Here is a 25674-nt window from a genome sequence, read left to right on the forward strand (position 1 = left end):
CTGTTTCACGTATCAAATTTCGCGTTCATTCATTTTCTTGTAATTATCATCTTTCCTGAAATTGCCGACGACTTCCATCGTTTCCGAAATGGAGACGAATGCATTCGGGTCGATTTCTTTGATGAGCGGGCGCAAATACGCCAGCTCATAACGTGTGATGACGGTATAGAGCACTTTCACTTTGTTGCCAGAATATGCACCCTCGCCGTCCGTGATCGTAATCCCGCGGTAAATACTGTCGATCAGTTTCTTCCGCATTGCGTCTCCTTGCGACGTGACGACCATCAAGCTCAGTTTCACGTGACGCGTATGGATCCGGTCGACGACAATACCGGTGATGTAAATCGAAGCCATCGTGTACATGGCAAGTTCCCAAGAGAAAATAAAACCGGAAACGAAGACAACTACGCTGTTCAGGACGAACACGAGAAACCCGAGCGGAATATCGCGTTTCAGCGTCAGCATCAAACCGACCAAGTCAAAGCCGCCTGTCGAACCGTAAAAGCGGATGATGAAACCAACTCCGACTCCGACAAGTACGCCGCCGAAGACAGCAGACAATAATGCATCATCCGTCACTGTCTCGACCGGAATATAGAGCATCGCAATCGAAGTGACCAGCACCGAGAAGATACTATTGAGGACAAATCGTTTCCCTAGTTTCATCCAAGCAAGGATAACGATTGGAATGTTCAAAACGATGAGCCAGTATCCCGAGTTGGTCGATGTCAGCAGACCGAAGATCATCGCAATCCCCGTCACTCCTCCCGACAGCATTTCGTGAGGCAGCAAGAACATATTAAAGGCCACTGCCAAAAGCAGTGAGCCGGCAAAAATCACAAGTGAACCATAAATCTTATCCATTCTCATTCTCCTTTCCTATTATTTTTGGCTATCCAAAAAAAAAGGGCAGCGTCAATCCGCTTTGCCCTTTCAAAACTTGCACAATGCTTCAAATTATAGAGCGCATGCAAGGATAATTGCAAGCAATACCGTTCAGCGTCTAATGTTGTTTTCATGTGAGCTTTTGTCCACAGTTCGGGCAGAACTTACTGCCTTCATTCTTCTGCCCACAGTTCGGACAGAATTTCGGTGCTCGTCCGTCCCCTGTCTCCGCTCCATTACCCGTCGGTGAAGATGATCTTTTTTGTTCTTTTTGCCCATCCATCATTTCTTTCGCGATGTTCATTCCCATCATCATGCCTGCCATGTCAGATGCGGTATTCGATCCGCCAGATTTGCCCATCGCATCCGCAACGGAAATCTGCTGGTACTTCCCGACATCGCCGACCATGCCGTGAGAAGCGCTTTTGTTAATCATATCCTGAATCTCTTTCGGATAATTGAAGCTCATCACTTGGAAGCCGGTCACTTTCATGCCATCGTCCATGAGCTGCATGTTCAGGTCATCCTGAATGCCTTTACCGATGTCACCGGCATTGGCTTGCAAGTTGAACATATCCTTCCCTTCCCGTGTGATCCACTTCATTAATAATTGATCGAGGATCGATGTGATCCGGATCTTCACTTCTTCGACCAGGTAGCTTTCACGTACGCCTGCGATTTTGTCGATCAAGCGGACGTAATCGTCAACCTTGAATTGGAAGGTTCCATTTGCACGGATCGGCATGCCGCCTGGAAGCTGCGGTGCCGGGATATTGATCGGGTTTTGCGTCCCCCAACGGACCGTGAACTCCTTCGTGTTAACGAACAGCACTTCGACCCGCATGCCGCTGTTGAAGCCGAAGCGGAAGCCTTTCAATGTCGACAGGAAAGGAACGATTTCCGACACAATGTCGTATTCTCCTTCATCCTCGAAGATCCCTTCGATTTTCCCGTTGTTCATGAACACAGCATCTTGCCCTGGCCGGATGATCAGCCGGCTGCCTTTTTTGATTTCGTCATTATTCCATTTCCAGAAAATCATATCTTCCCGGAATTCTTTCCATTCCACTACATCTGAAAACTGATTGCCGAAAAACACCATTCCCTTCAGTCCTCTCGTTAAAATTTACGACCTCCGCCGCTGAATGAACGTCCGCCGCCGGTACTTCCTCCGCCACCGAAGCCTCCGCCACCCCCGCCGCTACTTTGCTGCGGCTTTTTGCGGCGCGTGACCGTCTTGTTTCGGAATCGATCCTGGCTCACGCGTACACGTGTCCGGTTGTCATCGAAGTACGTGCGTGGCGTCGTCGTGACACGACCACCCGTATTGAAGAGCATGACGCCGACCACTACCGCTCCGAACAAGACCGCAAGCGCTGCCTGGAACCAGTTCTTGAAAAAGATATTTTCAGGATTGACGCCCGGACGGAATTCCATGTAGCGGCTCGCTGTCGTCACCGTGTCATGGAAAGCCCCGCCGTAATCGCCGGCGCTCATTTCAGGCATGATGCGGTCGAGCACCAGCTCGATCCGCTGACTGTCCAGCGTACGCTGTGCCGTACCGAACCCTGCCAAGTAGACGTCCCGGTTGCCGATATCGATTGTCAAAAGGACCGCATTTTCCTGTCCATTCGTGTCTGCCCAGTCATCAAAGAAATCTCCCATATATGTGACGATCGATGAACCCCCTGTACTTTCCGTCGTCAAAAATAGAAAGTCCGTATCATGCTTACGGCTATGTTCTTCCGCCAGTGCCTCGAGCTCCTGTACTTCCGGTTCACTTAATAGTCCCGCTCCGTCATAAATGTGCTGCTCGGCGGCAAATGCACTGCTGCTGAAGCACAAGAGTACCAGGAGCAGGAGAGTCGTCAAAGCTGAAACCTTGAACGTTCTCACCAGAGGACACCTCCTACCGCCCACGCAGCGATTTTCACCACTGAGAAGGTCGAAGCGGCGATTCCCGCAAACCATAGCGCGACTTTCCCGCCGCTGATCGGCGGCTTCCCGACCACTTTTCCAGTTTGCCCGTTCATGGCGAAAGTATGCTCCGTGTTTTCGAAATCATAATACACCATCCAGACCGGAAGCAGCGTGTAGTACACGCTCCGGCTGCCAGCATCAATCTGTTTGTTCGTGTAGGAGACCGTCGAGTACCCCGAAATCGTCCTATGTATATATGCATCGATATACGGCACGACCTTCGATTGCACCCGTGAAAAAAGCGCTTTGTCATCGTAATCGTATTTCTCCGCAAGATACCCTGCCAAATAGGGCATTTTGAATTCCTTCAAGTTCCCGTAATCGTACGGCTCCAGCTTATCCATCAATTCATCGTCCATCTTCTCGGACGCATCCGCCGGCACTTTCAAGTAGCTGAGGTCGATTTCCCGCCGGACGTCATAAAAATCCGTCTCCGTATAGATCGTGTCGCCACGTGTATACGTCCGGACTTTCGTGGCAAGCGCCGAGACGTCTGCAGTTCCATCGATGTCATATAGCCAAAACGGCACATACATGCCCGTCATTTTCTTGATGCGGTCGCCGTTCATGAAGCCGCGCGGAGTCAGGCGGCCGTTCTTCGTCCATTTCCGGAACGCCACCACCGCCTCTTCCTTGCCGATCGAAAACGGAATGACCAAAGCAGGCGCGAGGTCCCCCGACAGCCGGTCTGCGAGGACGACCGGCGCCCCGCAGAAGCTGCAGTGGGTTGCAGTCGTCTCCGCTTCGGTCAAAATCACGGCACCGCAATTTTCACAGTGGTATTCCTTCGCTTCATCCGGATCGAATTTCCGTTCGATGTTCGATTCGGGAAACGTTTCGATATCATCCTGCCTGCCGCAGCTCGGACAGGATAATTTCCCCGTTTCCGCATCGAACGCCATGTCCGAACCACAATTTGGACATTCGTAGTGGATGACCACATCTTTCACTCTCCTTTATCCCGAGCCCGCTCCGCGTTATTCGTTCTTTCCGAGCTGCGATTTCAGCGCTTCCAACTCATCGTCTACGTTGATGCCGCCTTTGAGTGAGTCCAACTCTGCATCCACATTCGTATCGCCATCGTATTTTTTTGCAAGATCGTTGATATCCGTCTTCGAACTTTGGTTCAGCTCTGTCATGGCTTGCGCTTCGTCCAATTCCTGGTTGATCTTCTGTTCCATCCGGTCAAATGCCGATAGACGGTCGCCCGCACCGCTCATCGATGATGTGAATTCGTTCATGCGCTTCTGCGTCTTCGCGACTGCCGCTTTGCCTTTCAATTCCTGGCGACGTGACTCAAGCTCGCTGATATCCGACTCCAGCTTGTCGTGCATCTGGCGCATCTGCACCGTATTCGCCGCTGCAAGTTCCACAGATGTCTGCATATCTTTCTCACGTGATGTCACTTCCGCTTTGCGCTGAAGGAATTTCCGTGCATCGTCTTCGTTCCCCGCTTCAAGCGCTTTGACCGCATAGCGCTGCATATCATCGATTTCTTTTTGTAATTCTTGGAGCTCGCGACGTTCGCGTTTTTCTGCTGCCATGATCGCAGCTGTCTCCGATTTGACTTTGCCGAGGTCGCTATTCAAGTCGCGCAAGTACTGGTCGATCATTTTCTCCGGGTCCTCCGCCTTGTCCAGCATTGCATTGATATTGCTTGCCATGATGTCTTTGAATCGTTTCAGGATTTCCATAATCATTCTCCTTTTGATTTCATTTTTCTTTGTGCATGTTCCACTCCATCAAACTTTACCCTTTTCCACCGAAGAATATGCTCACTGTGGGAAATAAGCTTGTCCCGCTTTCCTAACTATAACTCTTTCTACATTTTCCCCTACATTCCTGCCGCACATTACTGTTGCCCTTTTTCACTCAAATAATGGTTTGACTAATCAAGATAAATACTCTATATTATAGTCAAATGATGGTTTGACTGAGGAGGATGGACAAATGACGATCGATACATGCGAAATCATGTGCGTAGACGAAGAGAAAGTGGAGCGCGTGCAACAACAATTGAGCAGCAAATCTCCTGCAGGTGTCGCAGAGATCTTCAAAGTACTGGCGGATGAAACACGTGTGAAAATCGCATACGCGCTGTCACTCGAAGACGAATTATGCGTCTGTGATGTCGCGAATATCGTCGGTGCTTCGACTGCGACGACTTCCTACCATTTAAGATTATTGAAGAAACTCGGGCTTGCGAAGTACCGGAAGGAAGGGAAACTCGCCTATTATTCACTCGATGACGACCACGTCCGGCAATTGATCACGCTTACGTTCGAGCACCAAAGCGAGGCGAAGTCCATTGGTTAATGTAGAGGAAGAAAAGAACGTCTACCGCATCGAAGGGTTTTCCTGCGCGAACTGTGCAGGGAAATTCGAACGCAACGTCCAGCAATTGCCTGGCGTCGAAGAGGCGAAAGTAAACTTCGGTGCTTCCAAATTAAGCGTCTCGGGCAAGACAACGATTGAAGAACTCGAACGTGCGGGCGCTTTTGAAAATTTGAAGGTGCTGCCGGAAAAACCGATCCTGAAGGATGACGATTCAACTGTACCTGTCGTGAAGCCTTCATTCTTCAAAAAGTATCGCTCATTGACCATAGCAAGTACGTTCCTTTTACTGGCGCTATCCGCAACAGTCTTTTTCGAAGAAGGCAGCCCCGTTCCTCCATTGTTATTCGTCGCCTCGATGCTTGCAAGTGGCACACAACTATTCAAGACAGGATTCTCGAACTTACTGAAGCTCGAGTTTGATATGAAAACGTTGATGACCGTTGCCGTTCTCGGCGGTGCGGCGATCGGTGAGTGGACAGAAATCGCCATCGTCGTCATTCTTTTCGCACTCAGCGAAGAATTGGAACGCTTCTCGATGGACCGCGCGCGCAGCTCGATCCGCTCCCTCATGGACATCGTCCCGAAACAGGCGATTGTCAGACGGGACGGTGTCGAATTGACGATTCCTGTCGGGCAGATCGTCATCGGCGACACAATGATCGTGAAGCCTGGCCAAAAAATCGCCATGGATGGCCGGATCCTGAGAGGGCACTCGTCCATCAACCAAGCATCCATCACCGGCGAGTCCGTGCCGGTCGATAAATCAACTGATGACAACGTCTTTGCCGGCACATTGAACGGTGAAGGGTTATTGGAAATCGCCATCACGAAGCTGGTTGAAGACACAACCATCGCGAAGATCATCCACCTCGTGGAAGAAGCACAAGGCGAACGCGCGCCGGCACAAGCATTCGTCGACCGGTTCGCGAAATATTATACACCGGTCATCATGGCCGTGGCTGCTCTTGTTGTCGTCGTGCCTCCCGTTTTTTTCGACGCACCGTGGGAAATTTGGATTTATCAAGGGTTAGCCGTCCTCGTCGTCGGTTGTCCATGCGCACTCGTCATTTCGACACCGATCGCCATCGTCTCTGCGATCGGGAACGCTGCAAAGCAAGGCGTCTTGATCAAAGGCGGTATCCACTTGGAAGAGATGGGCACTGTGAAAGCTATCGCGTTCGACAAAACTGGTACATTGACGAAAGGTGTACCAGCTGTCACTGATTTCATCCAGCTCGACAATACGCACAGTGAACAAGACATTTGGGCAATCGTCGCGGCACTTGAACACCGTGCACAGCACCCTCTTGCCTCTGCTTTCCTGAAAGGAGCGGAAGCAGCGGGTGCCAATCACGAAACATTGCATGTCGAAGGGTTCGCTTCCATTACCGGAAAAGGCATCACTGGTGTCATCGCAGGTATTACTTACCAGATCGGCAGCCCGAAGCTGTTCAGCGAAACGAATGCCGACCTTCTTTCCGACGATGTGCGGGCGCAACTGGGGACGCTTCAACAGCAAGGCAAGACTGTCATGTTCGCAGGAACGGAACAGGGGCTCCTCGCACTGTTCGCAGTCGCAGATGAAGTGCGCGAGACGAGTAAGAGCACCATCGCCAAACTGCACGCACTCGGCATGAAACAGACCATCATGTTGACTGGGGATAACAAAGGAACCGCCGAAGCGATCGGTGCCGCTGTGGGCGTCCGCAACGTCTATGCTGACTTGATGCCTGAGCAAAAATTAGATGCCATCAAGCAACTGAAAAAAGACTACGAGAAAGTCGCAATGGTCGGTGATGGTGTCAATGATGCACCGGCACTTGCTGCTTCCACTGTCGGCATCGCCATGGGAGGCGCTGGAACGGACACTGCCCTAGAAACGGCGGACATCGCGCTGATGGCTGATGACTTGCAGAAACTTCCGTTCACCATCAAATTGAGCCGGAAAACGCTCGCGATCATCAAAGCGAATATCATCTTCGCCATCTCGATTAAGTTCGTGGCCTTACTACTCGTCGTCCCGGGCTGGCTGACGCTTTGGATCGCCATCGCATCTGACATGGGCGCAACGCTTCTTGTCGCACTGAACGGCATGCGGCTGATGCGTGTGAAAAGCGACGAAGACTAAATGAATATGATGCAAGCGGAAAATTGCCTCAGCATGTTTTCCGCTTTTTTTTGTCTTTTTTTCAGGAATAGAAAAAAACAGTGCTCCGTTGAACACCGCTCTCATCTTTACCTGGTTCGAGACGAACCGGTTTCCCGCTGATATTCCAAAATGTCTCCAGGCTGGCACTCCAGCACTTCACAAATCGCTTCCAACGTCGAAAAGCGGATTGCTTTCGCCTTGCCATTCTTCAACACGGATAAGTTCGCCATCGTGATGCCGACACGCTCCGACAGTTCTGTGACACTCATTTTCCGCTGCGCCAATACGACATCCAGATTGATGATGATCGTCATCTGTTCCACCTCATATCGTCAACTCATTTTCAGCTTTCATTTCGATCGCATGCTCCAGAAGCTTCTGGAGAACCGCTGCGAAGACCGCGATGACAAGCGCACCCATCGGAATAATCATCCCGAGCCCGCCAAGCCCCGGCGCATCGTCCACTTCGGCCAAATTAACAATGACCGGCAAGCATAAAATATAGATGCCTGCAATGATCAAGGCGAAGCGCTTGATTAATTGAATCGCACGTACCGAGAAGTGTGAGAACGCGACGCCTTTGTCGATGAAGCTGAGGAGCTTCAACGTCTGGTAAAGCGCTGCGAAATAAAGAATCGCTGTCGAATAAACTGCAAGGAGGAATACGACCGGCAAGAATGGCAATGCCGGGAATACCGCTTGGATGAATCCACCGAATCCAGGCAAGACGAAAATGCACCCTGCGAGCACCGGAAGCGCCATGAAGACGACGACCATTTTCAAAAACCATGTTTCTTTTTTCATCCGCACACCTCTTCTGCTTTTCGTTCCACTCATATTATCACGGTGTTTATCGTTTATCAATAAATAATAATCTATATTCGATATTTATTTATCGATAATTATATTTTCCCTTATAAAAAAACACGAAGGAAATGACCATTCCTCCGTGCTCCATCATAAAATTCCATCACATATCTTCATGATAGGATAGTATAACCGCCGCCATCGCTTTGGCGCTGATTAAGAGCCCTTTTTCATTAAAGTCGAATTTCGGGTGATGATGCGGATAAGCTTCCCCATCGTCCGGTGCTGCTCCTACATAGAAGAAACAGCCTGGCTTTTCCTTCAAATAGTACGCGAAGTCTTCAGAAGGCGGCTGCGGATCCGCTTCTTCGACCGCTATGATTTCCGGGATGTCCGCCCGTTCCAAAGCATTTTTCACATGCTCTGTCTCGACAGGATCGTTGTATAGCACCGGATAATCATTGGCGTAAACGAGTTCCGTCGTCACGCCGAACGTCCCTTCCAATCCTTTTGCAAAATGGCGTACTTGTGTCTCGACCATCTCACGGGAAGCCGTCGACATCGTCCGGACGTCGCCTTCAAGCTCGACCGAATCCTGGATGACATTGAACTGCCCTTTGCCATCGAATGAACCGATCGTGACGACTGCCGTGTCGAACGGATTGATGCGGCGGCTAACAATCGTCTGGCAATTCATGACGAATGCACTTGCAGCGACGATCGCATCGTTCGCAAGGTGCGGTGATGACCCGTGTCCGCCTTTCCCTTGGATCTTCAACTGAAAACGCGCACGTCCAGTCATTGTATTACCGCTCCGCCAGTACACTTTTCCCGCAGGCATCGTCGACATGACATGAATCCCGAACACAGCATCGACACCTTCAAGCACACCCACTTTGATCATCGCGATTGCACCGCCCGGCGGCATCTCTTCTGCAGGCTGATGGATCACTTTCACGGTACCTGCGAGCTCGTCCTTCATTTCTGCCAGCGTTTCCGCCAGCACAAGCATATAAGCAGTATGGCCGTCATGACCGCATGCGTGCATGACGCCATCGACTTTAGAAGCATGAGGAAGACCTGTCTCTTCCTGGATCGGCAAGGCATCGAAGTCTGCACGGATGGCGATGGTCCTGCCCGGCTTCGCCCCCTTGATCGTCACGACGACACCGCGCTGACCGCCGAAATCCGTTTCGACTGAATCCACTGGGACCCCTTCATAAAAATTCACGATGAACGCCGCCGTCTGTTCTTCTTCGAATGACAATTCCGGGTGGGCATGCAGATGACGCCGGATCGCGATCATGCGCTCTTCTTTCGCTTCCAATGTCTTCATCAATTCTTTCACGTTAAAAAACCTCCTTCTCTCCAAATCAAAAATACCACCGCTTTATCGATGCCTGATTCTGTTCCATCTATCTGTTTTTCGGGATGCCGGCCAGCTGCACCTTTTCTCGTCATGAGCATTCCTCCTAAAAACAGTATTAACAAACTTTACCCGCTCTGCACCTCTGTAATCGAAACAGTTATAGGTTCAGGCAAATTCCTTTACATCGCACACGATCTACTTTATCTTTTAAGTACGAGGTGAAGAAAGGAGAATGCACGCTTGAAACTGGAACAGCAATTATGCTTCGAAGTGTACAGGGCATCCAGCAATTTCACGAAATTGTATGCGCGTGTGCTTGAACCGTTCAGTCTGACATTCCCCCAATACCTTGTCTTGCTTGTGCTGTGGGAAGAAGATGCAGTTCCGATGAAAGACATCGGCACACGCCTCGGCCTCGGCACCGGAACACTGAATCCGATCATCAGCCGGATGCAAACGCAAGGCTGGGTGGAAAAAAGCCGCTCTTCCTTAGATAAGCGGGCAACACTCATTACACTGACAGACAGAGCTAGAAACGAACATAAAGCAATTTGCAGAGCGATTCAAGAGCGGTTGGAAACCTATCACTTCTTCGATATCGATGCAATCCAATTGATGAAGAACTTAAAGAATTTGAATGCAAAGTTCGCAGAAATGAAAATAGAACAGGAAGAAAATGCGAAAGGAGCAAAACAATCATGACACTTTATGATCTGAAAGCGAAAAAAACGGATGGCAACACGTATGAACTGGGAGAATACGCCGGAAAAGCGATGCTCATTGTCAACACGGCGACGAAATGCGGGTTACGCAACCAGTTCGATGGACTCGAACAACTTCACAAAACGTATGCGGACGATGGTCTCGTCGTCCTCGGCTTTCCTTCCGACCAGTTCGGCCAAGAACTTGAAGACGGTGCAGAAGCTGAACAGTCATGCCGCATGAGCTATGGTGTGTCTTTTCCGATGCATGAACTCGTCAAAGTGAACGGCAAAGATGCCGATCCGATCTTCAAATACTTGACCGAACATAGTAAAGGATTTCTCGGAAGCGCCGTCAAATGGAATTTCACGAAGTTCCTGGTAGACAAGCAAGGTAACGTCGTCGCCCGTTTCGCACCGAAGGATTCACCGGAATCGTTCGAGAACGAAATCAAGAAAGTTTTGGCCGAATAATCGTAAGCTCAAAGAAGCAAGCAAAAAATCCCGCTCCTTGAACGACTTGTCCTTGGAAGCGGGATTTTTTCTATTCCACTTGCTCCATTTTCTTTATCCGATGGTTCGTCTTATACGACTGCCAAATGGTGAAGAAAATGGACAATGCAGCGAGGATCAGGAAAATCAGTGAAATCGGGCGTGTCAGGAACAACGTCCAGTCCGGATCTGCCATGACAGCTCTTCTCAGATTCACTTCAGCAATCGGGCCAAGGATGACACCGATGATGGCAGGCGCGAGCGAGAATTTATACTTGGTGAACAAGTAACCGATCAAGCCCATGGCAAGCAAGATGTACAAATCCGTAAATCGGTTATTGAGCACGAATGTCCCGATGACACAGAGGACTAGAATGACCGGAATCAAAATGTGTACCGGTACTTGCGTCACTTTCATGAAGAAACGCATACCGAGAAATTGTGCGAATAACATCCAGAATGATGCCACGAGGAAGGCGAAGAAAATTCCACCGACGACGTTCGGTTCATTCGTGATCAGAAGCGGTCCCGGCGTGATGCCGTGTACCATCAAAGCTGAAAGCAACACTGCCGTTACAGCAGATCCCGGGATGCCGAGTGCGACTGTCGGGATCAAGTCTCCCCCTACAGTAGAGTTATTTCCAGCCTCGGAAGCAATGACGCCTTCCTCACAGCCGGTCCCGAACTTCTCGGGATTCTTCGACCATTTTTTCGCTTGGTCATAGGCGACAATGTTCGCGATGCTTCCGCCAGCTCCAGGAATCGCACCGATAATCGATCCGATTGCGGAAGAACCGATCAATGTGCCCGGTTTTTTCAAGACGGTAATCAAGGTCTTGATCGGCTTCAAAACAAACTTGACGTTTTTCAACTTATCTTTTGCCCGGTTATCAGCATCTTTGTTCATTTCCGTCGTCTCCAATGAAACTAAAAGACGTGAAATGGCAAACATCCCGATTAGGACGACAAGGAATGGGATTCCTGCACGCAGTACCGTTAAGTCGAATGAAAATCGGGCGATTCCCGAAATCGGATCCGCTCCGACGGTGGCAATCAAAATACCGAAAAGCCCCGCAATCAGCCCTTTTACAACTGATTCTCCCGTTACACTGGCAATGATCGTCAATGCGACAACAATGAGCGAGAACATTTCCCACGGCCCCATCATCAATGCAAACCGGGAAATTTGCGGTGCAATCGACACCAATATGATAAAGCTGATAATCGAACTTAAAAAGGAAGCCCAAACGCCGATGGATAATGCTTTCCCTGGCTCTCCATTTTGAGTCATCGGGTAAGCGTCAAAAGTGGTTGCCACTGATGAAGGTGTCCCGGGAATACCGAGCAATGCCGCAGTTATGAGTCCGCCAGACATCCCGCCGACAAACACACCGATCATGGCCGATACACCAGCTACAGGGTCCATACCGAACGTCAGCGGCAAAGTCAGTACGATTGCCATGGCCACCGTAAAGCCAGGAATCAAGCCAGCCAATATGCCAACGATGACGCCGATCATAATGATGATGAGAATACGCAACTGAAAAATTTCAGCGATTCCAAGTACAAGTAAATCGAGCAATTCAATAACCCCCTTCCTGCCCCATCAGAAGAATATGCCTGATGGGAAACGAATATAAAGCACATTTTCAAAGAAGAAATAAGTACTTAATGTCACGATGACTGCAACGCTTGATATGATGATCAGATCCTTTTTCTTTCTTGATCCGATGAGCACACCGGCACCGATGATGAACAAGATCGTCGTCACGACAAAGCCGATAAATTGCATTAAGAATATGTAAACAATGAATAGCAACACTGTCAGAAGAACTAATCTGTATTCCGTGTAAAATTCTTTCAGTGATTTCTTTGGCTTCGTTGCAGGCTTTCTTTTCCTCAATTCCACTACTTTCCCGATGATCAAAATCAAACTGAGGAAAGTCAATAATGCTGCGATCAATGTAGGAAAAGATCCCGGATCCAAATGCATTTCCGTCAAAGACGTATAATTGCCGGATTCCAGATAAACGACCAGACATAGCGCAATCAAAGCGAGGCCAATCAATATTTCTCCCATTCACTCTTCACCTCCATCAAGTTCTTAAAAACAAAAAAGGGCCTGCCCGCCCCCTTTTGTTTACAGCCGTTTCATTTATTCCGCGATCTCCGCAGTGATTTCAGCAATCATGTCATTTTGTTCATTCAAGTATTCTTTATATGCTTCCGGTCCCATGAAGTTCACTGAAGAACCTACGTTTTCGATCGCATCGATGTATTCCTGATTGTTCGCTGTCGCTTCGAAAGCATCTCCGAGCGCCTCGATGATCGCCGGATCCGTTCCTTCCGGTGCAACGTATCCACGGTTGATACTCATCGACATTTCATAACCGCTCTCCTTAAATGTCGGGACGTCCGGCAAGTTGTCCACCCGTTCCTGTGTCCCGATGGCGATGAACTTCATATGACCTGCTTCGACGAATTCATTCGCTGATGAATAATCGACGATCGCCGCGTCAATATGTCCGCCCGCCAGTGCTTGGATCGCTTCACTCAATCCTTCATAGCCGACCAAGTTATAATCGATTTCCAGTTCACGCCCAAGCTGCTCCACCCAGACGCGTGGGATGCCGGCGACTGTACCACCGAAGCGGACTTCGTTGCTCTTGCCGTATTCCACGAACTCTTCCAATGTCTCTACGCCAAGATTATTGGACACCGCCAAAATTTGATCGGAGGAGCTCATCGAAGCGATTGGAATGAACGTGTCATAGTTGATCGATGTAATATCCGTGTGGTGTGCAACAAGTAGGCCTTCGTGAATTTGTCCGATGTTATAGCCGTTCGCCGGTTTCTCGGATAGCTCCTCTAGGCCGACTGTCCCGCCAACACCCGCTGAGTTGATGACAACGAATGAAGTGTCGATATTTTCCGAAGTGTGCTCTGCGACGAGACGCCCTTCAATGTCACTTCCTCCACCTGGTGCCCAAGGAATGATCAGCTCAATTTCCCGCTCCGGAAAATCTTCGGCAGATTCCGCGTTATCCGAACACCCTACTAGTGCAATCGCAGCAAGCGCCAAGGCTGCTGTTTGAAACAATGACTTCATTGATTTCTTCTTCATTTTCATCATCCTCCGGTTATAGTATTGTCGGGTCCACCCGTGCAGCCATTTCATCTCGAATCGGCGTGCCATTCCTAAGTATCGTGTCCTCCTTCATTTTCCGATCACAACGATGCAGGTTTCTGCAAAAGCAGTAACGAATTAATATATTTCTTTAAACATTACAAAAATTATCATGGAAAGTAAAATTAAATATATTCACTATTATGATTAATAAAAATCATCATAGATTCAAATCTCTTTATCCGTCATTTTCATTCCAGCAAAAAAAGTACTGACAAGATTGTCAGCACTCTTCTATATCACGCTATTGGATCACGTAAAACGGCAGTTATTCCTTCTTCGGATAGAGGACCCTCCCGTCCCCTTTCTCGATAGCAGGCGCACCCCACACCGCCAATTCATGGTCAACCAGTTCTACCGTTTCCTTCTTGCCGTCGATGATATGCTTCACCTCGTGGCCGTTCGCAACTAGCCAATTGCTGATCAACAGTCTATGGCAACGTGCCGGATGCCGCTCCGAGCAGCAATAGGCCACTTTCTGCATCGACGCCTTCTCCAGGAGTTCGTCGATTCCCTGCTGGAATTCTTTCGACAATGTATAATCTGCATAGTTGTGGAACGATTGATTGCGCCACCCTGCATTCACTTCGCTGTCCACATCCTTCGATTTCCGGCGTCTCCCGCCGAGCTTCGGAAAATGCTCATAGACGATTCCTTCAGCTTCAAGCCACACAGGAAACAGACCTTTTGAAAACTGTGGCCATTTGCGGCTTCCTGGATACGCCCGCACATCCGCCAGCATTTCGATGCCTGTTTCTTTCAGCATCTTTTCAAAAAATTCCTTCGAATGATTCGAGTGCCCGATTGTATAAATGATCACCGGTTTCCCTCCTTACAGCTCTTCCTCCTTCTATTCCTGTGTTGCTGCAAAACTAAACGTTAAGCCCCAGGAGTTATTGCCGCTTCCTGCCTTTTCTCAGGCACATGAAAAGACTGTCCGAATTTCCCGACAGCCTTTACCTAGATGATTCACTTGTAGTGCCAGATACCCTATGCCAATTACCAAGAAGGGATGATCGCCCCGCTGAATTCTTCTTCGATGAATTGCTTCACTTCATCGCTGTGGTACAGCTCCAAGAACTGCTTGATCGCCTCGTCATCCTTATTTTCTGTACGCGAAGCGACAAGATTCACGAACGGCGAGTCGCTAGATTCACTGAAAATCGAATCTTCTGCAGGATTGTAGCCTGCCTCAAGTGCGAAGTTCGTGTTGATTGCTGCAGCGTCCAATTCGTTCAATTGGCGCGGAATTTGCGCCGAGTCCAATTCGATGAACTCATAATTATTTTCGTTTTCTGCAATGTCAAGAATCGTCGCAGCAAGCCCGACGCCTTCCTCTACTTTCAAAAGTCCTGCCTGTTCAAACAAGGCAAGAGCGCGTCCGCTATTGGTCGGGTCACTCGGCAAACCGATTCGTGCGCCTTCCGGCAAGTCTTTGATGTCCGTATACTCAAGTGAGTAGATCCCCATTGGGAATGTCACTGTATCGTCGACACGTACTAGGTCAAGACCGCGGCTTTCATTCATCTCATCGAAAAACGGTTCTGTCTGAAATGAATTCAAATCGATTTCCCCTTCAGAGAGCGCAACGTTCGGCATCACATAATCCGAGAACACTTGCGTTTCGATGGTGAATTCGAGTCCTTGCTCTTCTGCAAGTTCAGCTACTTTATTGACCACCTCTTCGTGCGGCCCGCCCGTTACACCGACAGTCAAAACACCGTCGTCCACTAAGCTTTCTGCTTCGCCGCTTGACGCCTCTTCTCCACCACAAGCTCCAAGTACCGCTACTGATAATACCAATAAACTTCCTGCTAATAATTTCTTCATGCCAATTCCCCTTCCAATGTCTCAATATGTTGTGTTTTACTTTCCACTCTTTTAATCGCTTCTCGAACGGAAGCTTCGGTGATCTCCTGTTCCATGTAATGGATCGATTCTTGCGGCAAGACCGCTTTTTTGACGACTTGGCTAATCAACGCTTCGTCTTTCACATCCACCGAGAGATCTGATAGACGGATCGGCAAGCCCCACGTCTTGTAGTACTCGATGAGGCTGTCGAGTTCTTGCCAGTCCTCTTCAATCGCAAGCTGGACAAGAAGGCCATATGCGACCAGTTCCCCGTGCAGATGCTTCCGCGTGCCAGGTGCTGCTGTCAAACCGTTATGGATGGAGTGCGCTGCTGCGACGCGCCCTGCCTTCCCCCCGAACCCACCGACCATGCCGCCCGCCATGAAGATCTTCTCGGTGACACGCTTAAGTGCGTCAGTAACGATTCCTTGTTCAGCAGCTTGAATCGCTCCCGATGCGTCTTCCAACAAGACACCCTTGCACAGTTCCGCTGCCTGCTGGGAAATGCGGATCCGTACTGGCAACGTCTGCCCTTCATAAAATGCATCGAGCAGCGTCCGCGCCTCGTAGTATTTCGCGAGTGTATCCGCGATGCCAGCCTTCAAATAGCGCACCGGGGCCTCTGCGATGATCGCGGGCTCTGCCAGGACGAGCGTATTCACTTCCGGGAATTCCGTGAAGTGTGTGAAAGTCCCCGACTCATCATAAAATACGCTGAGCGGTGCCCATGCAGCGCATGTCGCGGCGATTGACGGAATCAAAACGACTTTGACGCCTGTCAATGCCGCCGCTGCTTTCGCCGTATCGAGCACGGTACCGCCCCCGATGCCGATGATCGCGTCCACCTGCTTCTCAGAAGCCTCCGAAGCGATTTTCTCAGCAACCTCTAACGTGCAGTGGCCTTCTAAGAACGTCGTATTTCCTTGTGCTTTGACCAATACTTCCTCCGGCAAATATGGCGCTGTCTTTTGCCACGCAGTGACACCTGCCACGACATGAAATTGTTTGATTGCTAACGTGTCGAGCAATGCCAGCAATTGTTCCAATACACCTTCACCGGTATCGAAATGTCCCGGTGCCCCTTTTACTATTGTCTCCACCAAGCGGAACAACCCCTTTCCGAAAATAAGAAAATGCCTCTCTAAAAATAGAGAGGCATCAAAATAGACGATTTTGAGTTTATACCTCTCTTATCTTTCAAAATACAATGTGTATTTTGCAGGATGTAGCACCTTTTCCAAGTCATCTTGACTTGGAGTGGTTGCCGGGCTTCACAGGACCTGTCCCTCCGCCGCTCTTTATAAGAGATGTGCATATTCAGTTTTCTTCTTTTCATACTATTCTAATATACAAATAATTGCAAGGGGCAAATTCAGTTCCTTTACTGCTGATTGAAAAAGAGAGCATTTTGAAATCCGAATGAGAGAGATCAGCCTGGAAGCGAAGAGAACTTTTTCCTCCTGGGCGTGTACCTTCTCTATGACTACCCAAAAGCCGTTTGATCCCGTCCATTCGCTGTTTACTCCCGATGCAAAAGGGAACATACTAGGTGAGATGGCAGCAAGGACGAACCTTGCTGCAGCAGAAAGGTGGATGTATGGATGCAGCAGTTTGATGCGTTGATTATCGGATTCGGGAAAGCCGGAAAGACAGTAGCCGCAGGACTCGCGAAGAAAGGGTGGAAAGTCGCCCTCGTCGAGAAGGATGAAGAGATGTACGGAGGCACGTGCATCAACATCGCTTGCATCCCGACGAAAGCTCTCGTCCATGACGGCTTGCACGGAAAGCCTTATCAAGAAGCGATCGAGCGGAAAAATGCAGTTGTCGAGAAGTTGCGTGGAAAGAACTACGCCAGTCTGGCCGGACTCGACGAAGTGACGGTCTTCCATGCAACCGCACGTTTTCTTTCCGACAAAGAAGTGGAAATTGATCGTGACGGAACGAAAGAAACCGTGAAAGCGAAACATATTTTCATCAATACAGGAGCTGAAAGCATCATCCCGCCGATCAAAGGCGACGTCAATGCAGAAAACGTCTATACAAGCACGACACTGATGGAAACGAAGGAACTGCCAGAGCGGCTCGCAGTTGTCGGAGCCGGTCCGATCGGCCTTGAATTCGCTTCGATGTATGCATCATTCGGTTCGGAAGTGACCCTCATTTCGCCGGATGATGCACTGCTTCCGGATGAAGATGAGGAAATCGCGTCTGAAGTTCAGAAGGAAATGGAAGCAGCCGGCATCTCTTTCGAATTCAGCGTGAAAGCGGAACGGATCGAGAAACGGGAGAACGGTTCGGTGAGACTAAGCTTGTCGGACGGTGGACAAGTAACGGCGGATGCAGTACTCCTTGCGACCGGACGCAAACCGAATACAGAAGGGCTCGGGTTGGAGAACACCGGCGTACAGATGGATGACCACGGCGCGATTAAAGTGAACGCCAATTTGGAGACCGCTGTCGAAGGCATTTATGCACTCGGCGACGTGAAAGGTGGGCCGCAATTTACCTACATCTCGCTCGATGACTCACGTATCGTCATGGATGCCCTGTTCAAGGACGGCAAACGCACACGCGACTCTCGCAGCAACGTTCCTTACTCCATTTTCATCGATCCACCGCTCGCACGCGTTGGGCTGACTGCGCGCCAAGCGGAAGCGCAAGGATTCGCGATCATGGAAGGTTCGCTTGAAATCGTTGCACATCCGAAAGCTCATGTCATCGATGATTTGCGCGGACTATTTAAAGCCGTTGTCGACAAAAAAACCGGACACATCCTTGGTGCCAGCTTATTTGGTCCTTCCTCTCCGGAGTTGATCAATCTCATTAAGATGGCGATGGATCTTGACGTAACGTATACGTTTCTGCGTGATCAGATTTACAATCACCCAGTCATGACCGAAGCGTTCAATACATTGTTCGATATCGAAAAATAAAGGCAAAAAAGCTGCACGGCCATAAAATGGCGAGCGCAGCTTTTTCGTGTTCAATTAGGCGATCCAGTCCTCTTTCGGAATGTCTCCCGTTTCTTCTCTCATGTAGTACTTCCCTCTCGTTGCAACAGCCAAGACGACCGTCAAGATGGAAGCAAGGATCAAGGCGAAGAATGCCGCTGTACTTTGCAGGAACGTTCCCATAAAGCCAAGCGCTGCAATGGTACCAATGATGGTCGGCACGACAAGTGCAATGACGCCGACCGGATTCCACTTAAACAAGTTGAACTGCCGCGATTCGTAATAACCCGGTCCGATCTTCAAGATTTTCTTGACGACGAAAGCATCCGTCACAAGCACTGCCGCCCAGCTCATCAAAGCGACACCTTGGAATGTCATCGCCGTGCCGAGGTGATCGACGATGCCGCCAAGCATCAAGAACAATGCAGCAAGCGCAGAAACGATGACCCAAAAACGGCGCCCGGGCTTGAAGCCGAACATGTTCTCGAAGAAGCTCGACAAGGAAAGCGAAGAACTGTAAATATTCGTGATGTTGATACGGAGCTGTGTCAATACGGTAAAGAGCACACCACCAAGGCCGAGCAAGACAACGATGTATACTCCTGGGTTCGTTTCACCGAGCGTAACACCGAACCAAATACCGAGACCGCCCATCACACCGAAACAGAAAATCTGCGGGATGAAACCGATCATGATCGAACCGATTTTCAAATCTTTCGGTTTCAGGAACCGTGCATAATCGGAAGCGATCAGTGCCGTGAGTCCCATGATTCCGTGTTGCATGCCGATACATAGTAGAAGCGCTGTTCCACCTACTTGTACACCTTCAGGCATGTAAGACCAAAAGCTGCCGGCATAGACGGATTCATAATTAAAAGCGAAGACGATCGCTGCAATCAGGAAAATGAAAAATATCGGCAACGACCATTTTTGGAGCTTGTCCAATTGCTTGATGCCGAACCAGTTCAGTGGGATGACCACCAAACCGAAAACAACGATTAAGAGCCACATGGGGATGGCGGGGAAAAATGCATGCACTGCTGCAACAAGGATCATTCCTTCGAATGCACAATACATGATAAAGTTAGATGCGTAAATTAATGAGGTGAGTGAGGCTCCGATATAACCGAATCCTCCGCGGGATAGTAAATTGACGTTCATTCCTGATTTTGCTGATAAGTAGACGATGACCGATCCCAGGATTCCTGCGACGATGATCGCATAAGCGGCTGAGATGATCGCGTTTGCCGCTCCGAATTGCAGCGCCATGACGCTTCCCATCTGGAAGTAGAAGATGGCGGTCGCGATGCCGAAGACAATGTTCGTGATGCTGAGCCAGCCCATTTTCCGTTCTTCTCGCGGTACGCGTTCGAAAGAGTAATCGGCTGTCGCTTCTTCTGGTACTTCATACTTCTCTACTCGTTCTTTTTCTTTTTCTTTTTCTTTTTCTCGTTCTCGATCTAATGCAATACTTGATTTCATTCCATCAATCCTTTCTTTCGTCACCGTTCTGTCTTTCTGAGAACATGTAAGGAAAGCTCGGATTTCCAACATTCGTGTAAAGCAGGCCAATAAATGAGGATACAGAGGCTCGGATTATGCATCCGCTGCCTGCAAAGACAAATAAAAAAACGGTGAATCGTCTCTGTTGAACCAGATTTTCCAACAGAGTAATTCTCGTCCTTTTATTATTCTAACATTTTTTTTGTACCTTTTTAAAGTTTCACTCAAAAATGAGTCTTCGGAATTACATATCAGGAAGTAGTTGGCTCGTATTCCGCAAACAAAACGTGTATATTATATGGTTATCTTTTTTTATTAGAAAAGCCGCTCGTCCCAAAAATGGATGAGCGGCTTTTCATTATGGATTCCATTCAGGACAACAAACAGCTTTCTCCGTTTATTTCGCTGTGACGCCGCCATCAACCGGCAATTCGATGCCGCTGATGTGGTTCGCTTCGTCTGAAGCAAGGAAGAGCATCGCATTCGCCACTTCGATCGCTTTGCCGAGTTCCGGAAGCGCAATCTGTGAAAGGAAATACGGACGGAATTGATCGCTTTCCATGTACTCTTTACTCATCGGCGTCACGATGTAACCTGGGTGGATCGAGTTAACGCGGATGTTTTTCTTGCCGTAGTCGACAGCCGCCGCTTTCGTGATCGCGCGAACTGCCCCTTTCGATGCCGTGTATACACCAGCGCCTGACATTCCAACGAGTCCTGCGATCGATGACACGTTGACGATCGAGCCGCCGCCATTTTGTTCCATGTGTGGAATGGCCGCCTGCATCCCGAACATGACACTGTTCGTATTGACTGCGAAGCCTTTCGCAAAATCTTCTTCCGTTTGTTCCATGAAATCTTTCGAAACCGAAATGCCCGCATTGTTGATTAAAATATCGATTTTGCCATAAGCTTCAATCGTTTTTGCTATCACTTCGTCCCAGTCCGCTTTTGCCGCAACGTTGTGCTTGATGGCAATCGCTTCGCCACCATTTTCATTGATTTTCGCGACGACTGCTTCCACCGCTTCCAAGTTGATATCCGTTGCGATGACTTTCGCACCTTGCTTCGCAAAAAGCTCCACTGCTGCTTCGCCCATTCCAGATCCTCCACCAGTGATGATCGCTACTTTGTTTTCCAATCTCATCATCCAACACCTCTTTCGTATTATTGATAGTCAAACTATCACTTTATTTCATTATAACCCGCTTTCTCCACTTTTTCAAACATAAGTACTTCGGAAAAGCGGTATACTAAACACAAGGGAGTGAACTGCTATATGCAATCCAAACGTCAAGAAAACAAAGAGGTCCAGCGCCGCAAAATCATTGAGGCCGCACGCATCTGCTTCACTGAAAAAGGGCTCGCGGATGTGCAAATGAAAGAAGTTGCCCAACAAGCCGGTGTCGGAGTCGCCACCGTCTTCCGCTATTTCCCGAAAAAAGACGAACTCATCGTCGCAGTGGCCACTCGCTCACTCGACTTCATCGAAGAAGAATTTGCGCGGATCGCCGCTTTGCCGCTCAGCGCCTATGAACGTCTCGACCAATTACTGACGGTACTGCTCGATAACCAAAAAGCTGACGCTTACGAATCCGGCCGCTTCCGCGAAGCATTCGAAAGCTACGCTTCGTTCCAACGGGAGCCGCTGCCCAACATCGACGGCTATCTTGCACGCCAAACCGTCATCATGCAAAACTTGGCGCCGATTATCGAAGACGGGCAGCGCGATGGCTCCATCCGCCGCGACATGCCGGCCAAGCCGCTCATCGTTACCATCATCAACAGCTACGCGACATTCATCAACAACGTCGCCTTGAAGTCCTCGATCTCGTACCTGGACGAAGATATTCAGCCCGAGACGCAGCAGGACATCCTTAAGCAGATCCTGCTGAGCTATTGTAGAGGGTGAGTATGCAGGAGTTCTTTGAGGCATTTCAAGTCTGGCTGACCTGCATTCTAGAGTTTCGACACGCTAAAGGGTAAGAGTCACATAGAACTTAGGGAATTTGGATGAACAACGCAGCACAGCCTTCGTCGCTTTCTATCAGAAAGTGTTAAATCATCTCGTATGATTTCAAGAAGACTCTGCATTTTGGATTTGTCGATACAAGTGCAGACATAATCAGTCTCCGCGCAATTGATATCGCGTTTCGTCAGGTCGATATCGCGGTTCACTTGTTTGAAATCGCGGTTCGTGCAATCCATATCGCAGTTCACCATTTTGGGATGAATTTGCCCCTGAATAAGAAAGCATCAATAATGAGTTGTTCCTTTTTACTTTTCCACTCACCACTGGCACAACCACAGCGGCCTACGCAGTCAGCCGCCAAACTGCTATTCAACACCAAAAACAGAAAGAAACACCAACTGCTCCTCTCTCCCAATCCACCCACACCACAGCGAAGGGGCTCGCTTGGACTGGGCGGAGGAAGAAGACGAGCGTTCCTCAGCCTGGCTTCTTCCGGGAGCCCTGTCCGAAGCCCCAAGCAGATTTCTATACGACACCCAACCTCTCATTTCTACTCAACACCACCACAACCACTGCGGCCTACGCAGTCAGCCGCCAAACTACTATTCAACACCAAAAACAGAAAGAAACACCAACTGCCTCCTCTCTCCCAATTCACCCACAAACCAGCGAAGGGGCTCGCTTGGACTGGGCGGAGGAAGAAGACGAGCGTTCCTCAGCTTGGCTTCTTCCGGGAGCCCTGTCCGAAGCCCCAAGCAGATTTTTATACGACACCCACTCCCCCAAAAAAAGCACAACAAAAAAAGCCCCACGTTCCATGTTTTCACACAGACCGCAAGGCCACACACTTATTTCCCGTAAAACACCGTCACATTCCCATGCAAATGCAAGACACTCGCGGGGAAATCTTCCGTCACTTCACCAGAACGCAAACGCTCATAAGCTTCCGCTTTTTCTTCACCAAAAATAAGCATAATGATCTTTTTAGCATTCATGATTGTTTGAAGACCTGCAGTCAACGCCTTCTCCGGTACTTCCCCGTCCGGGAAATGCTCCGAGTTCTTGTTGCGCGTAGACTCAGTCAGCTTCACCACATGCGTCAACGAATCGAATGACGTACCCGGCTCGTTGAAACCGATGTGGCCATTGACGCCGATGCCGAGCAGTTGTAAGTCGAGGCCACCGCTAGCTGCGATCGCCGCTTCGTACTCGCTGCATTCTTTCGCAAGATCTGCAGCTTCGCCATTCGGCACATGCGCACGTGACAGTGGCATATCGATTTTGCTGAACAATGTGTCGTGCATATAATAGTGGTAACTCGTTTCGTCTTTCGCACCAAGGCCAACATATTCATCCAAGTTATAGCTTGTTGCTTCCGCGAATGATATCCTGCCTTCCGCTGTACGACGGATCAATTCCTCGTAGACGCCAAGCGGACTGTTCCCTGTCGCCAAGCCCAACACACTATCTTTCTTAGCCGACAGCTGCTGTTCGAATAGATCCGCTGCCAAACGGCTCATTTCTTCGTAATTTTTTACTTCTACCCATTCAATCGGGTGAACAATTGCTTTCTTCATTTCTTTCTCCTCCACACTTTAAACGGAATGACAGTTTCACGTGTACCATTTCGATGCACCCGCCAGTTTTTAATAAACGTTATCGTTATCAGAACAAATTTCACTGCACGAACAATGTCAGACGATCTTGAAACTACCTCTTAATATACTTTTAATGCCAAACGATTTCAAGAAACTTTCATTGCCCCTGCTGTTTTTCGACTATATTTCTTTTTGTATCACGGCAAAGTCCGCTATATAGACCGTTGTTGTCGTGAACTTGCCACATTTCCTTCAGCTCTCCCATTCATCTAGCTGTAAAAATCTCCGAGCAAATGGTATTCTATTCTTACTTTAAGAATGGGAGGCGTTTGCATTGGGAAGGCAGTAGACCGCATGAAGAGAACAGAATTCGGCTCATTTCATGGATCCTGCATCCATGCGATTCAGACGCTCCAACGGATCGAGCCGGTTCAATGAACCCAGTAATGGATTGAATACGAAACGAAGCAAGTTGGATGAGGCAGCCTGGTCTGCAGCACTTGCTTCACCCAAAAACACGGAGGTGAATCCCTTTTAGATAAGGGAGAGATAATTGGATATAGTCACGATTCTGAATGTTGCATTACTTGTGCTTTTACTCGCGCTGACTGCATTTTTTGTCGGCTCGGAATTTGCGGTCGTCAAAATCCGGATGTCCCGGATCGACCAATTGATTGCAGAAGGCAATAAGAAAGCAATACTCGTCAAGAAAGTTTCAAGCGACCTGGATTATTATTTATCCGCATGTCAGCTTGGCATCACGGTGACCGCACTTGGACTCGGGGCTCTCGGGAAACCGACAGTGGAGCGGCTCCTGTATCCGGCATTCGACTTCTTTTCGATTCCGGACGCAACGGCTTCTGCCGCTTCGTACGCGATCGCCTTCCTGTTGGTCACGTACTTGCACGTCGTTCTCGGGGAAATGGCGCCAAAAACACTGGCGATCGAACATGCCGAAAGAATGTCCTTGGTTCTCGCGCCTTGGCTTTACCGTTTCGGGGCAGTCATGAAGCCATTCATCTGGCTCTTGAACGGTGCGGCGCGCCTTTTGCTCCGTGCGTTCGGAGTCAAGCCATCGACGAAGGATTCCGCCTACTCGGAAGATGAACTGAAGATCGTCATGGCACAGAGCTACGAAGGCGGTGCCATCAATGAAACCGAATTGTCTTACATGGAGAACGTCTTCACATTCGATGAACGCTCTGCCAAAGATATCATGGTCCCTCGCACCGAAATGGTCGCGCTTGATAAAGAGACGCCTTTAAAGGAAGTTGTAGAAATTCTCGATGAAAATAATTACACACGCTACCCTGTGACAGAAGACGGCGACAAAGACCGGATCCTCGGTTTCGTCAGCACGAAGAAAATCTTGCCGCACATTGTCGCGGAAGAGCCTTGGCAAATGGAGAATTTCATCCAGGAGATGCCGAGCGTCTTTGAAATGACGGGGCTCCAAGATGCCCTTCTGAAGATGCAGAATGCCCGCGTGCATATCGCAGCTGTTGCGGATGAGTACGGCGGAACTGCTGGCATCATCACACTGGAAGATATCCTGGAAGAGATCGTCGGTGAAATCCACGATGAATTCGATGAAGATGAAATCGCGGATATCGAACAAGTCGCCGAACATCAATATTTGATCAACGGGCGGGTCCTTCTCGAAGATATCGAAGACCGTTTCGGCTTGAGTTTCGAGGAAAGCGAAGAAATTTCCACAATCGGCGGCTGGGTCCATTACCAAAGCCTGGAAGACGTCGAAGTCGGCCAGACATTCGAGATGAATGACACGATCTGGACCGTAACAGAAATGGATAACCAACAGATCAAGCAAGTCATGTTCCATACACAATCCTGAAAAATTAAACGGAGGTGAACCTCTCTTTCACGGAGAG

Annotated in this window: 25 protein-coding genes and 1 riboswitch; of the genes, 7 read left to right on the forward strand and 18 right to left on the reverse strand. The window is 49.2% G+C overall.

The window, feature by feature from the left end; all coding sequences use genetic code 11:
* Positions 1 to 12 precede the first annotated feature (12 nt).
* The 5 genes from GIW82_RS06020 to GIW82_RS06040 all read right to left on the reverse strand — a co-directional run bounded on the left by GIW82_RS06020 (position 13) and on the right by GIW82_RS06040 (position 4559).
* Complete coding sequence (locus tag GIW82_RS06020) at positions 13 to 864, reverse strand: YitT family protein (protein ID WP_154748962.1); 852 nt, start codon at positions 862 to 864, stop codon at positions 13 to 15.
* A 151-nt stretch (positions 865 to 1015) separates the two neighbouring features.
* Positions 1016 to 1987 carry an SPFH domain-containing protein gene (locus tag GIW82_RS06025; RefSeq protein WP_154748963.1) on the reverse strand — a complete coding sequence of 324 codons (972 nt, stop codon included), beginning with the start codon at positions 1985 to 1987 and terminating at the stop codon, positions 1016 to 1018.
* A 17-nt stretch (positions 1988 to 2004) separates the two neighbouring features.
* Positions 2005 to 2781, reverse strand: a complete 777-nt coding sequence (locus GIW82_RS06030; RefSeq protein ID WP_370456108.1) for a TPM domain-containing protein — start codon at positions 2779 to 2781, stop codon at positions 2005 to 2007.
* On the reverse strand, positions 2778 to 3806 hold the full coding sequence (locus tag GIW82_RS06035) for a TFIIB-type zinc ribbon-containing protein (RefSeq protein ID WP_370456169.1): 1029 nt from the start codon (positions 3804 to 3806) through the stop codon (positions 2778 to 2780). Before GIW82_RS06035 ends, GIW82_RS06030 begins: the two co-directional genes overlap by 4 nt.
* A 36-nt stretch (positions 3807 to 3842) precedes the next feature.
* Positions 3843 to 4559 carry a PspA/IM30 family protein gene (locus GIW82_RS06040; protein WP_154748965.1) on the reverse strand — a complete coding sequence of 239 codons (717 nt, stop codon included), beginning with the start codon at positions 4557 to 4559 and terminating at the stop codon, positions 3843 to 3845.
* Positions 4560 to 4815: 256 nt separating this feature from the next.
* Here GIW82_RS06040 and GIW82_RS06045 point away from each other — a divergent pair, with 256 nt between their 5' ends.
* Positions 4816 to 5181, forward strand: a complete 366-nt coding sequence (locus GIW82_RS06045) for an ArsR/SmtB family transcription factor (RefSeq protein ID WP_154748966.1) — start codon at positions 4816 to 4818, stop codon at positions 5179 to 5181.
* Positions 5174 to 7330 (forward strand): heavy metal translocating P-type ATPase, encoded by a 2157-nt coding sequence (locus GIW82_RS06050; RefSeq protein ID WP_154748967.1) that lies wholly within the window; start codon positions 5174 to 5176, stop codon positions 7328 to 7330. Before GIW82_RS06045 ends, GIW82_RS06050 begins: the two co-directional genes overlap by 8 nt.
* Positions 7331 to 7437: 107 nt before the next feature.
* Here the strand turns inward: GIW82_RS06050 and GIW82_RS06055 are convergent, their stop codons facing one another.
* The 3 genes from GIW82_RS06055 to GIW82_RS06065 form a co-directional block, all read right to left on the reverse strand.
* Positions 7438 to 7665: a helix-turn-helix domain-containing protein gene (locus tag GIW82_RS06055; protein WP_154748968.1), complete on the reverse strand. Its 228-nt coding sequence runs from the start codon at positions 7663 to 7665 to the stop codon at positions 7438 to 7440.
* 10 nt (positions 7666 to 7675) lie between these two features.
* Positions 7676 to 8155: a DUF2975 domain-containing protein gene (locus GIW82_RS06060; RefSeq protein WP_154748969.1), complete on the reverse strand. Its 480-nt coding sequence runs from the start codon at positions 8153 to 8155 to the stop codon at positions 7676 to 7678.
* Positions 8156 to 8321: 166 nt separating this feature from the next.
* On the reverse strand, positions 8322 to 9494 hold the full coding sequence (locus GIW82_RS06065) for a M20 family metallopeptidase (protein ID WP_154749626.1): 1173 nt from the start codon (positions 9492 to 9494) through the stop codon (positions 8322 to 8324).
* A gap of 273 nt (positions 9495 to 9767) precedes the next feature.
* On the opposite strand from GIW82_RS06065, the gene GIW82_RS06070 reads away from it, so the two are divergent.
* A complete protein-coding gene (locus tag GIW82_RS06070) occupies positions 9768 to 10229 on the forward strand; it encodes a MarR family winged helix-turn-helix transcriptional regulator (protein WP_154748970.1) in 462 nt (153 codons plus the stop codon).
* Positions 10226 to 10702 (forward strand): glutathione peroxidase, encoded by a 477-nt coding sequence (locus tag GIW82_RS06075; RefSeq protein ID WP_154748971.1) that lies wholly within the window; start codon positions 10226 to 10228, stop codon positions 10700 to 10702. Before GIW82_RS06070 ends, GIW82_RS06075 begins: the two co-directional genes overlap by 4 nt.
* Positions 10703 to 10772: 70 nt before the next feature.
* On the opposite strand, the gene GIW82_RS06080 is transcribed toward GIW82_RS06075, so the two are convergent.
* The 6 genes from GIW82_RS06080 to GIW82_RS06105 form a co-directional block, all read right to left on the reverse strand.
* Complete coding sequence (locus GIW82_RS06080; RefSeq protein ID WP_230309196.1) at positions 10773 to 12302, reverse strand: tripartite tricarboxylate transporter permease; 1530 nt, start codon at positions 12300 to 12302, stop codon at positions 10773 to 10775.
* 24 nt (positions 12303 to 12326) lie between these two features.
* Positions 12327 to 12800, reverse strand: coding sequence for a tripartite tricarboxylate transporter TctB family protein (locus GIW82_RS06085; RefSeq protein ID WP_154748972.1), 474 nt, complete (start codon positions 12798 to 12800; stop codon positions 12327 to 12329).
* Positions 12801 to 12875: 75 nt separating this feature from the next.
* A complete protein-coding gene (locus tag GIW82_RS06090; protein ID WP_195913963.1) occupies positions 12876 to 13844 on the reverse strand; it encodes a Bug family tripartite tricarboxylate transporter substrate binding protein in 969 nt (322 codons plus the stop codon).
* Between the two features lie 331 nt (positions 13845 to 14175).
* The gene (locus GIW82_RS06095; RefSeq protein ID WP_370456109.1) at positions 14176 to 14727 is read right to left on the reverse strand and encodes a DUF488 domain-containing protein; all 552 of its coding nucleotides are present in this window, start codon (positions 14725 to 14727) and stop codon (positions 14176 to 14178) included.
* A 179-nt stretch (positions 14728 to 14906) separates the two neighbouring features.
* Complete coding sequence (locus GIW82_RS06100; RefSeq protein ID WP_154748974.1) at positions 14907 to 15737, reverse strand: MetQ/NlpA family ABC transporter substrate-binding protein; 831 nt, start codon at positions 15735 to 15737, stop codon at positions 14907 to 14909.
* A complete protein-coding gene (locus GIW82_RS06105) occupies positions 15734 to 16858 on the reverse strand; it encodes an iron-containing alcohol dehydrogenase family protein (RefSeq protein ID WP_370456170.1) in 1125 nt (374 codons plus the stop codon). Before GIW82_RS06105 ends, GIW82_RS06100 begins: the two co-directional genes overlap by 4 nt.
* A gap of 87 nt (positions 16859 to 16945) precedes the next feature.
* Positions 16946 to 17065, reverse strand: a riboswitch (SAM riboswitch).
* 294 nt (positions 17066 to 17359) lie between these two features.
* Here GIW82_RS06105 and GIW82_RS06110 point away from each other — a divergent pair.
* Positions 17360 to 18691: an FAD-dependent oxidoreductase gene (locus GIW82_RS06110; RefSeq protein ID WP_154748976.1), complete on the forward strand. Its 1332-nt coding sequence runs from the start codon at positions 17360 to 17362 to the stop codon at positions 18689 to 18691.
* 54 nt (positions 18692 to 18745) lie between these two features.
* On the opposite strand, the gene GIW82_RS06115 is transcribed toward GIW82_RS06110, so the two are convergent.
* Complete coding sequence (locus tag GIW82_RS06115) at positions 18746 to 20191, reverse strand: purine-cytosine permease family protein (protein ID WP_154748977.1); 1446 nt, start codon at positions 20189 to 20191, stop codon at positions 18746 to 18748.
* Between the two features lie 418 nt (positions 20192 to 20609).
* Entirely contained in the window at positions 20610 to 21362 is a 753-nt protein-coding gene (locus tag GIW82_RS06120) for an SDR family NAD(P)-dependent oxidoreductase (RefSeq protein WP_195913964.1), read from the reverse strand.
* Between the two features lie 129 nt (positions 21363 to 21491).
* Here GIW82_RS06120 and GIW82_RS06125 point away from each other — a divergent pair, with 129 nt between their 5' ends.
* Positions 21492 to 22124, forward strand: a complete 633-nt coding sequence (locus GIW82_RS06125; protein ID WP_154748978.1) for a TetR/AcrR family transcriptional regulator — start codon at positions 21492 to 21494, stop codon at positions 22122 to 22124.
* Between the two features lie 908 nt (positions 22125 to 23032).
* Here GIW82_RS06125 and nagB read toward each other — a convergent pair.
* Positions 23033 to 23737, reverse strand: coding sequence for a glucosamine-6-phosphate deaminase (gene nagB / locus GIW82_RS06130; RefSeq protein ID WP_370456171.1), 705 nt, complete (start codon positions 23735 to 23737; stop codon positions 23033 to 23035).
* A gap of 420 nt (positions 23738 to 24157) precedes the next feature.
* The gene (locus GIW82_RS06135) at positions 24158 to 24301 is read right to left on the reverse strand and encodes a hypothetical protein (protein WP_154748980.1); all 144 of its coding nucleotides are present in this window, start codon (positions 24299 to 24301) and stop codon (positions 24158 to 24160) included.
* A 34-nt stretch (positions 24302 to 24335) separates the two neighbouring features.
* On the opposite strand from GIW82_RS06135, the gene GIW82_RS06140 reads away from it, so the two are divergent.
* Entirely contained in the window at positions 24336 to 25637 is a 1302-nt protein-coding gene (locus tag GIW82_RS06140) for a hemolysin family protein (protein WP_154748981.1), read from the forward strand.
* Positions 25638 to 25674 lie beyond the last annotated feature (37 nt).

The sequence above is a fragment of the Planomicrobium sp. YIM 101495 genome (assembly GCF_009707665.1).
Taxonomy (GTDB): domain Bacteria; phylum Bacillota; class Bacilli; order Bacillales_A; family Planococcaceae; genus Planococcus.

What these genes read in the sequence shown, in the direction of transcription:
- GIW82_RS06020 (WP_154748962.1), bottom strand. Translation starts at nt 864, where the DNA reads ATGGATAAGATTTATGGTTCACTTGTGATTTTTGCCGGCTCACTGCTT.
- GIW82_RS06025 (WP_154748963.1), bottom strand. Translation starts at nt 1,987, where the DNA reads ATGGTGTTTTTCGGCAATCAGTTTTCAGATGTAGTGGAATGGAAAGAA.
- GIW82_RS06040 (WP_154748965.1), bottom strand. Translation starts at nt 4,559, where the DNA reads ATGGAAATCCTGAAACGATTCAAAGACATCATGGCAAGCAATATCAAT.
- GIW82_RS06045 (WP_154748966.1), top strand. Translation starts at nt 4,816, where the DNA reads ATGACGATCGATACATGCGAAATCATGTGCGTAGACGAAGAGAAAGTG.
- GIW82_RS06055 (WP_154748968.1), bottom strand. Translation starts at nt 7,665, where the DNA reads ATGACGATCATCATCAATCTGGATGTCGTATTGGCGCAGCGGAAAATG.
- GIW82_RS06060 (WP_154748969.1), bottom strand. Translation starts at nt 8,155, where the DNA reads ATGAAAAAAGAAACATGGTTTTTGAAAATGGTCGTCGTCTTCATGGCG.
- GIW82_RS06065 (WP_154749626.1), bottom strand. Translation starts at nt 9,494, where the DNA reads ATGAAGACATTGGAAGCGAAAGAAGAGCGCATGATCGCGATCCGGCGT.
- GIW82_RS06075 (WP_154748971.1), top strand. Translation starts at nt 10,226, where the DNA reads ATGACACTTTATGATCTGAAAGCGAAAAAAACGGATGGCAACACGTAT.
- GIW82_RS06085 (WP_154748972.1), bottom strand. Translation starts at nt 12,800, where the DNA reads ATGGGAGAAATATTGATTGGCCTCGCTTTGATTGCGCTATGTCTGGTC.
- GIW82_RS06090 (WP_195913963.1), bottom strand. Translation starts at nt 13,844, where the DNA reads ATGAAGAAGAAATCAATGAAGTCATTGTTTCAAACAGCAGCCTTGGCG.
- GIW82_RS06100 (WP_154748974.1), bottom strand. Translation starts at nt 15,737, where the DNA reads ATGAAGAAATTATTAGCAGGAAGTTTATTGGTATTATCAGTAGCGGTA.
- GIW82_RS06110 (WP_154748976.1), top strand. Translation starts at nt 17,360, where the DNA reads ATGCAGCAGTTTGATGCGTTGATTATCGGATTCGGGAAAGCCGGAAAG.
- GIW82_RS06115 (WP_154748977.1), bottom strand. Translation starts at nt 20,191, where the DNA reads ATGAAATCAAGTATTGCATTAGATCGAGAACGAGAAAAAGAAAAAGAA.
- GIW82_RS06120 (WP_195913964.1), bottom strand. Translation starts at nt 21,362, where the DNA reads ATGATGAGATTGGAAAACAAAGTAGCGATCATCACTGGTGGAGGATCT.
- GIW82_RS06125 (WP_154748978.1), top strand. Translation starts at nt 21,492, where the DNA reads ATGCAATCCAAACGTCAAGAAAACAAAGAGGTCCAGCGCCGCAAAATC.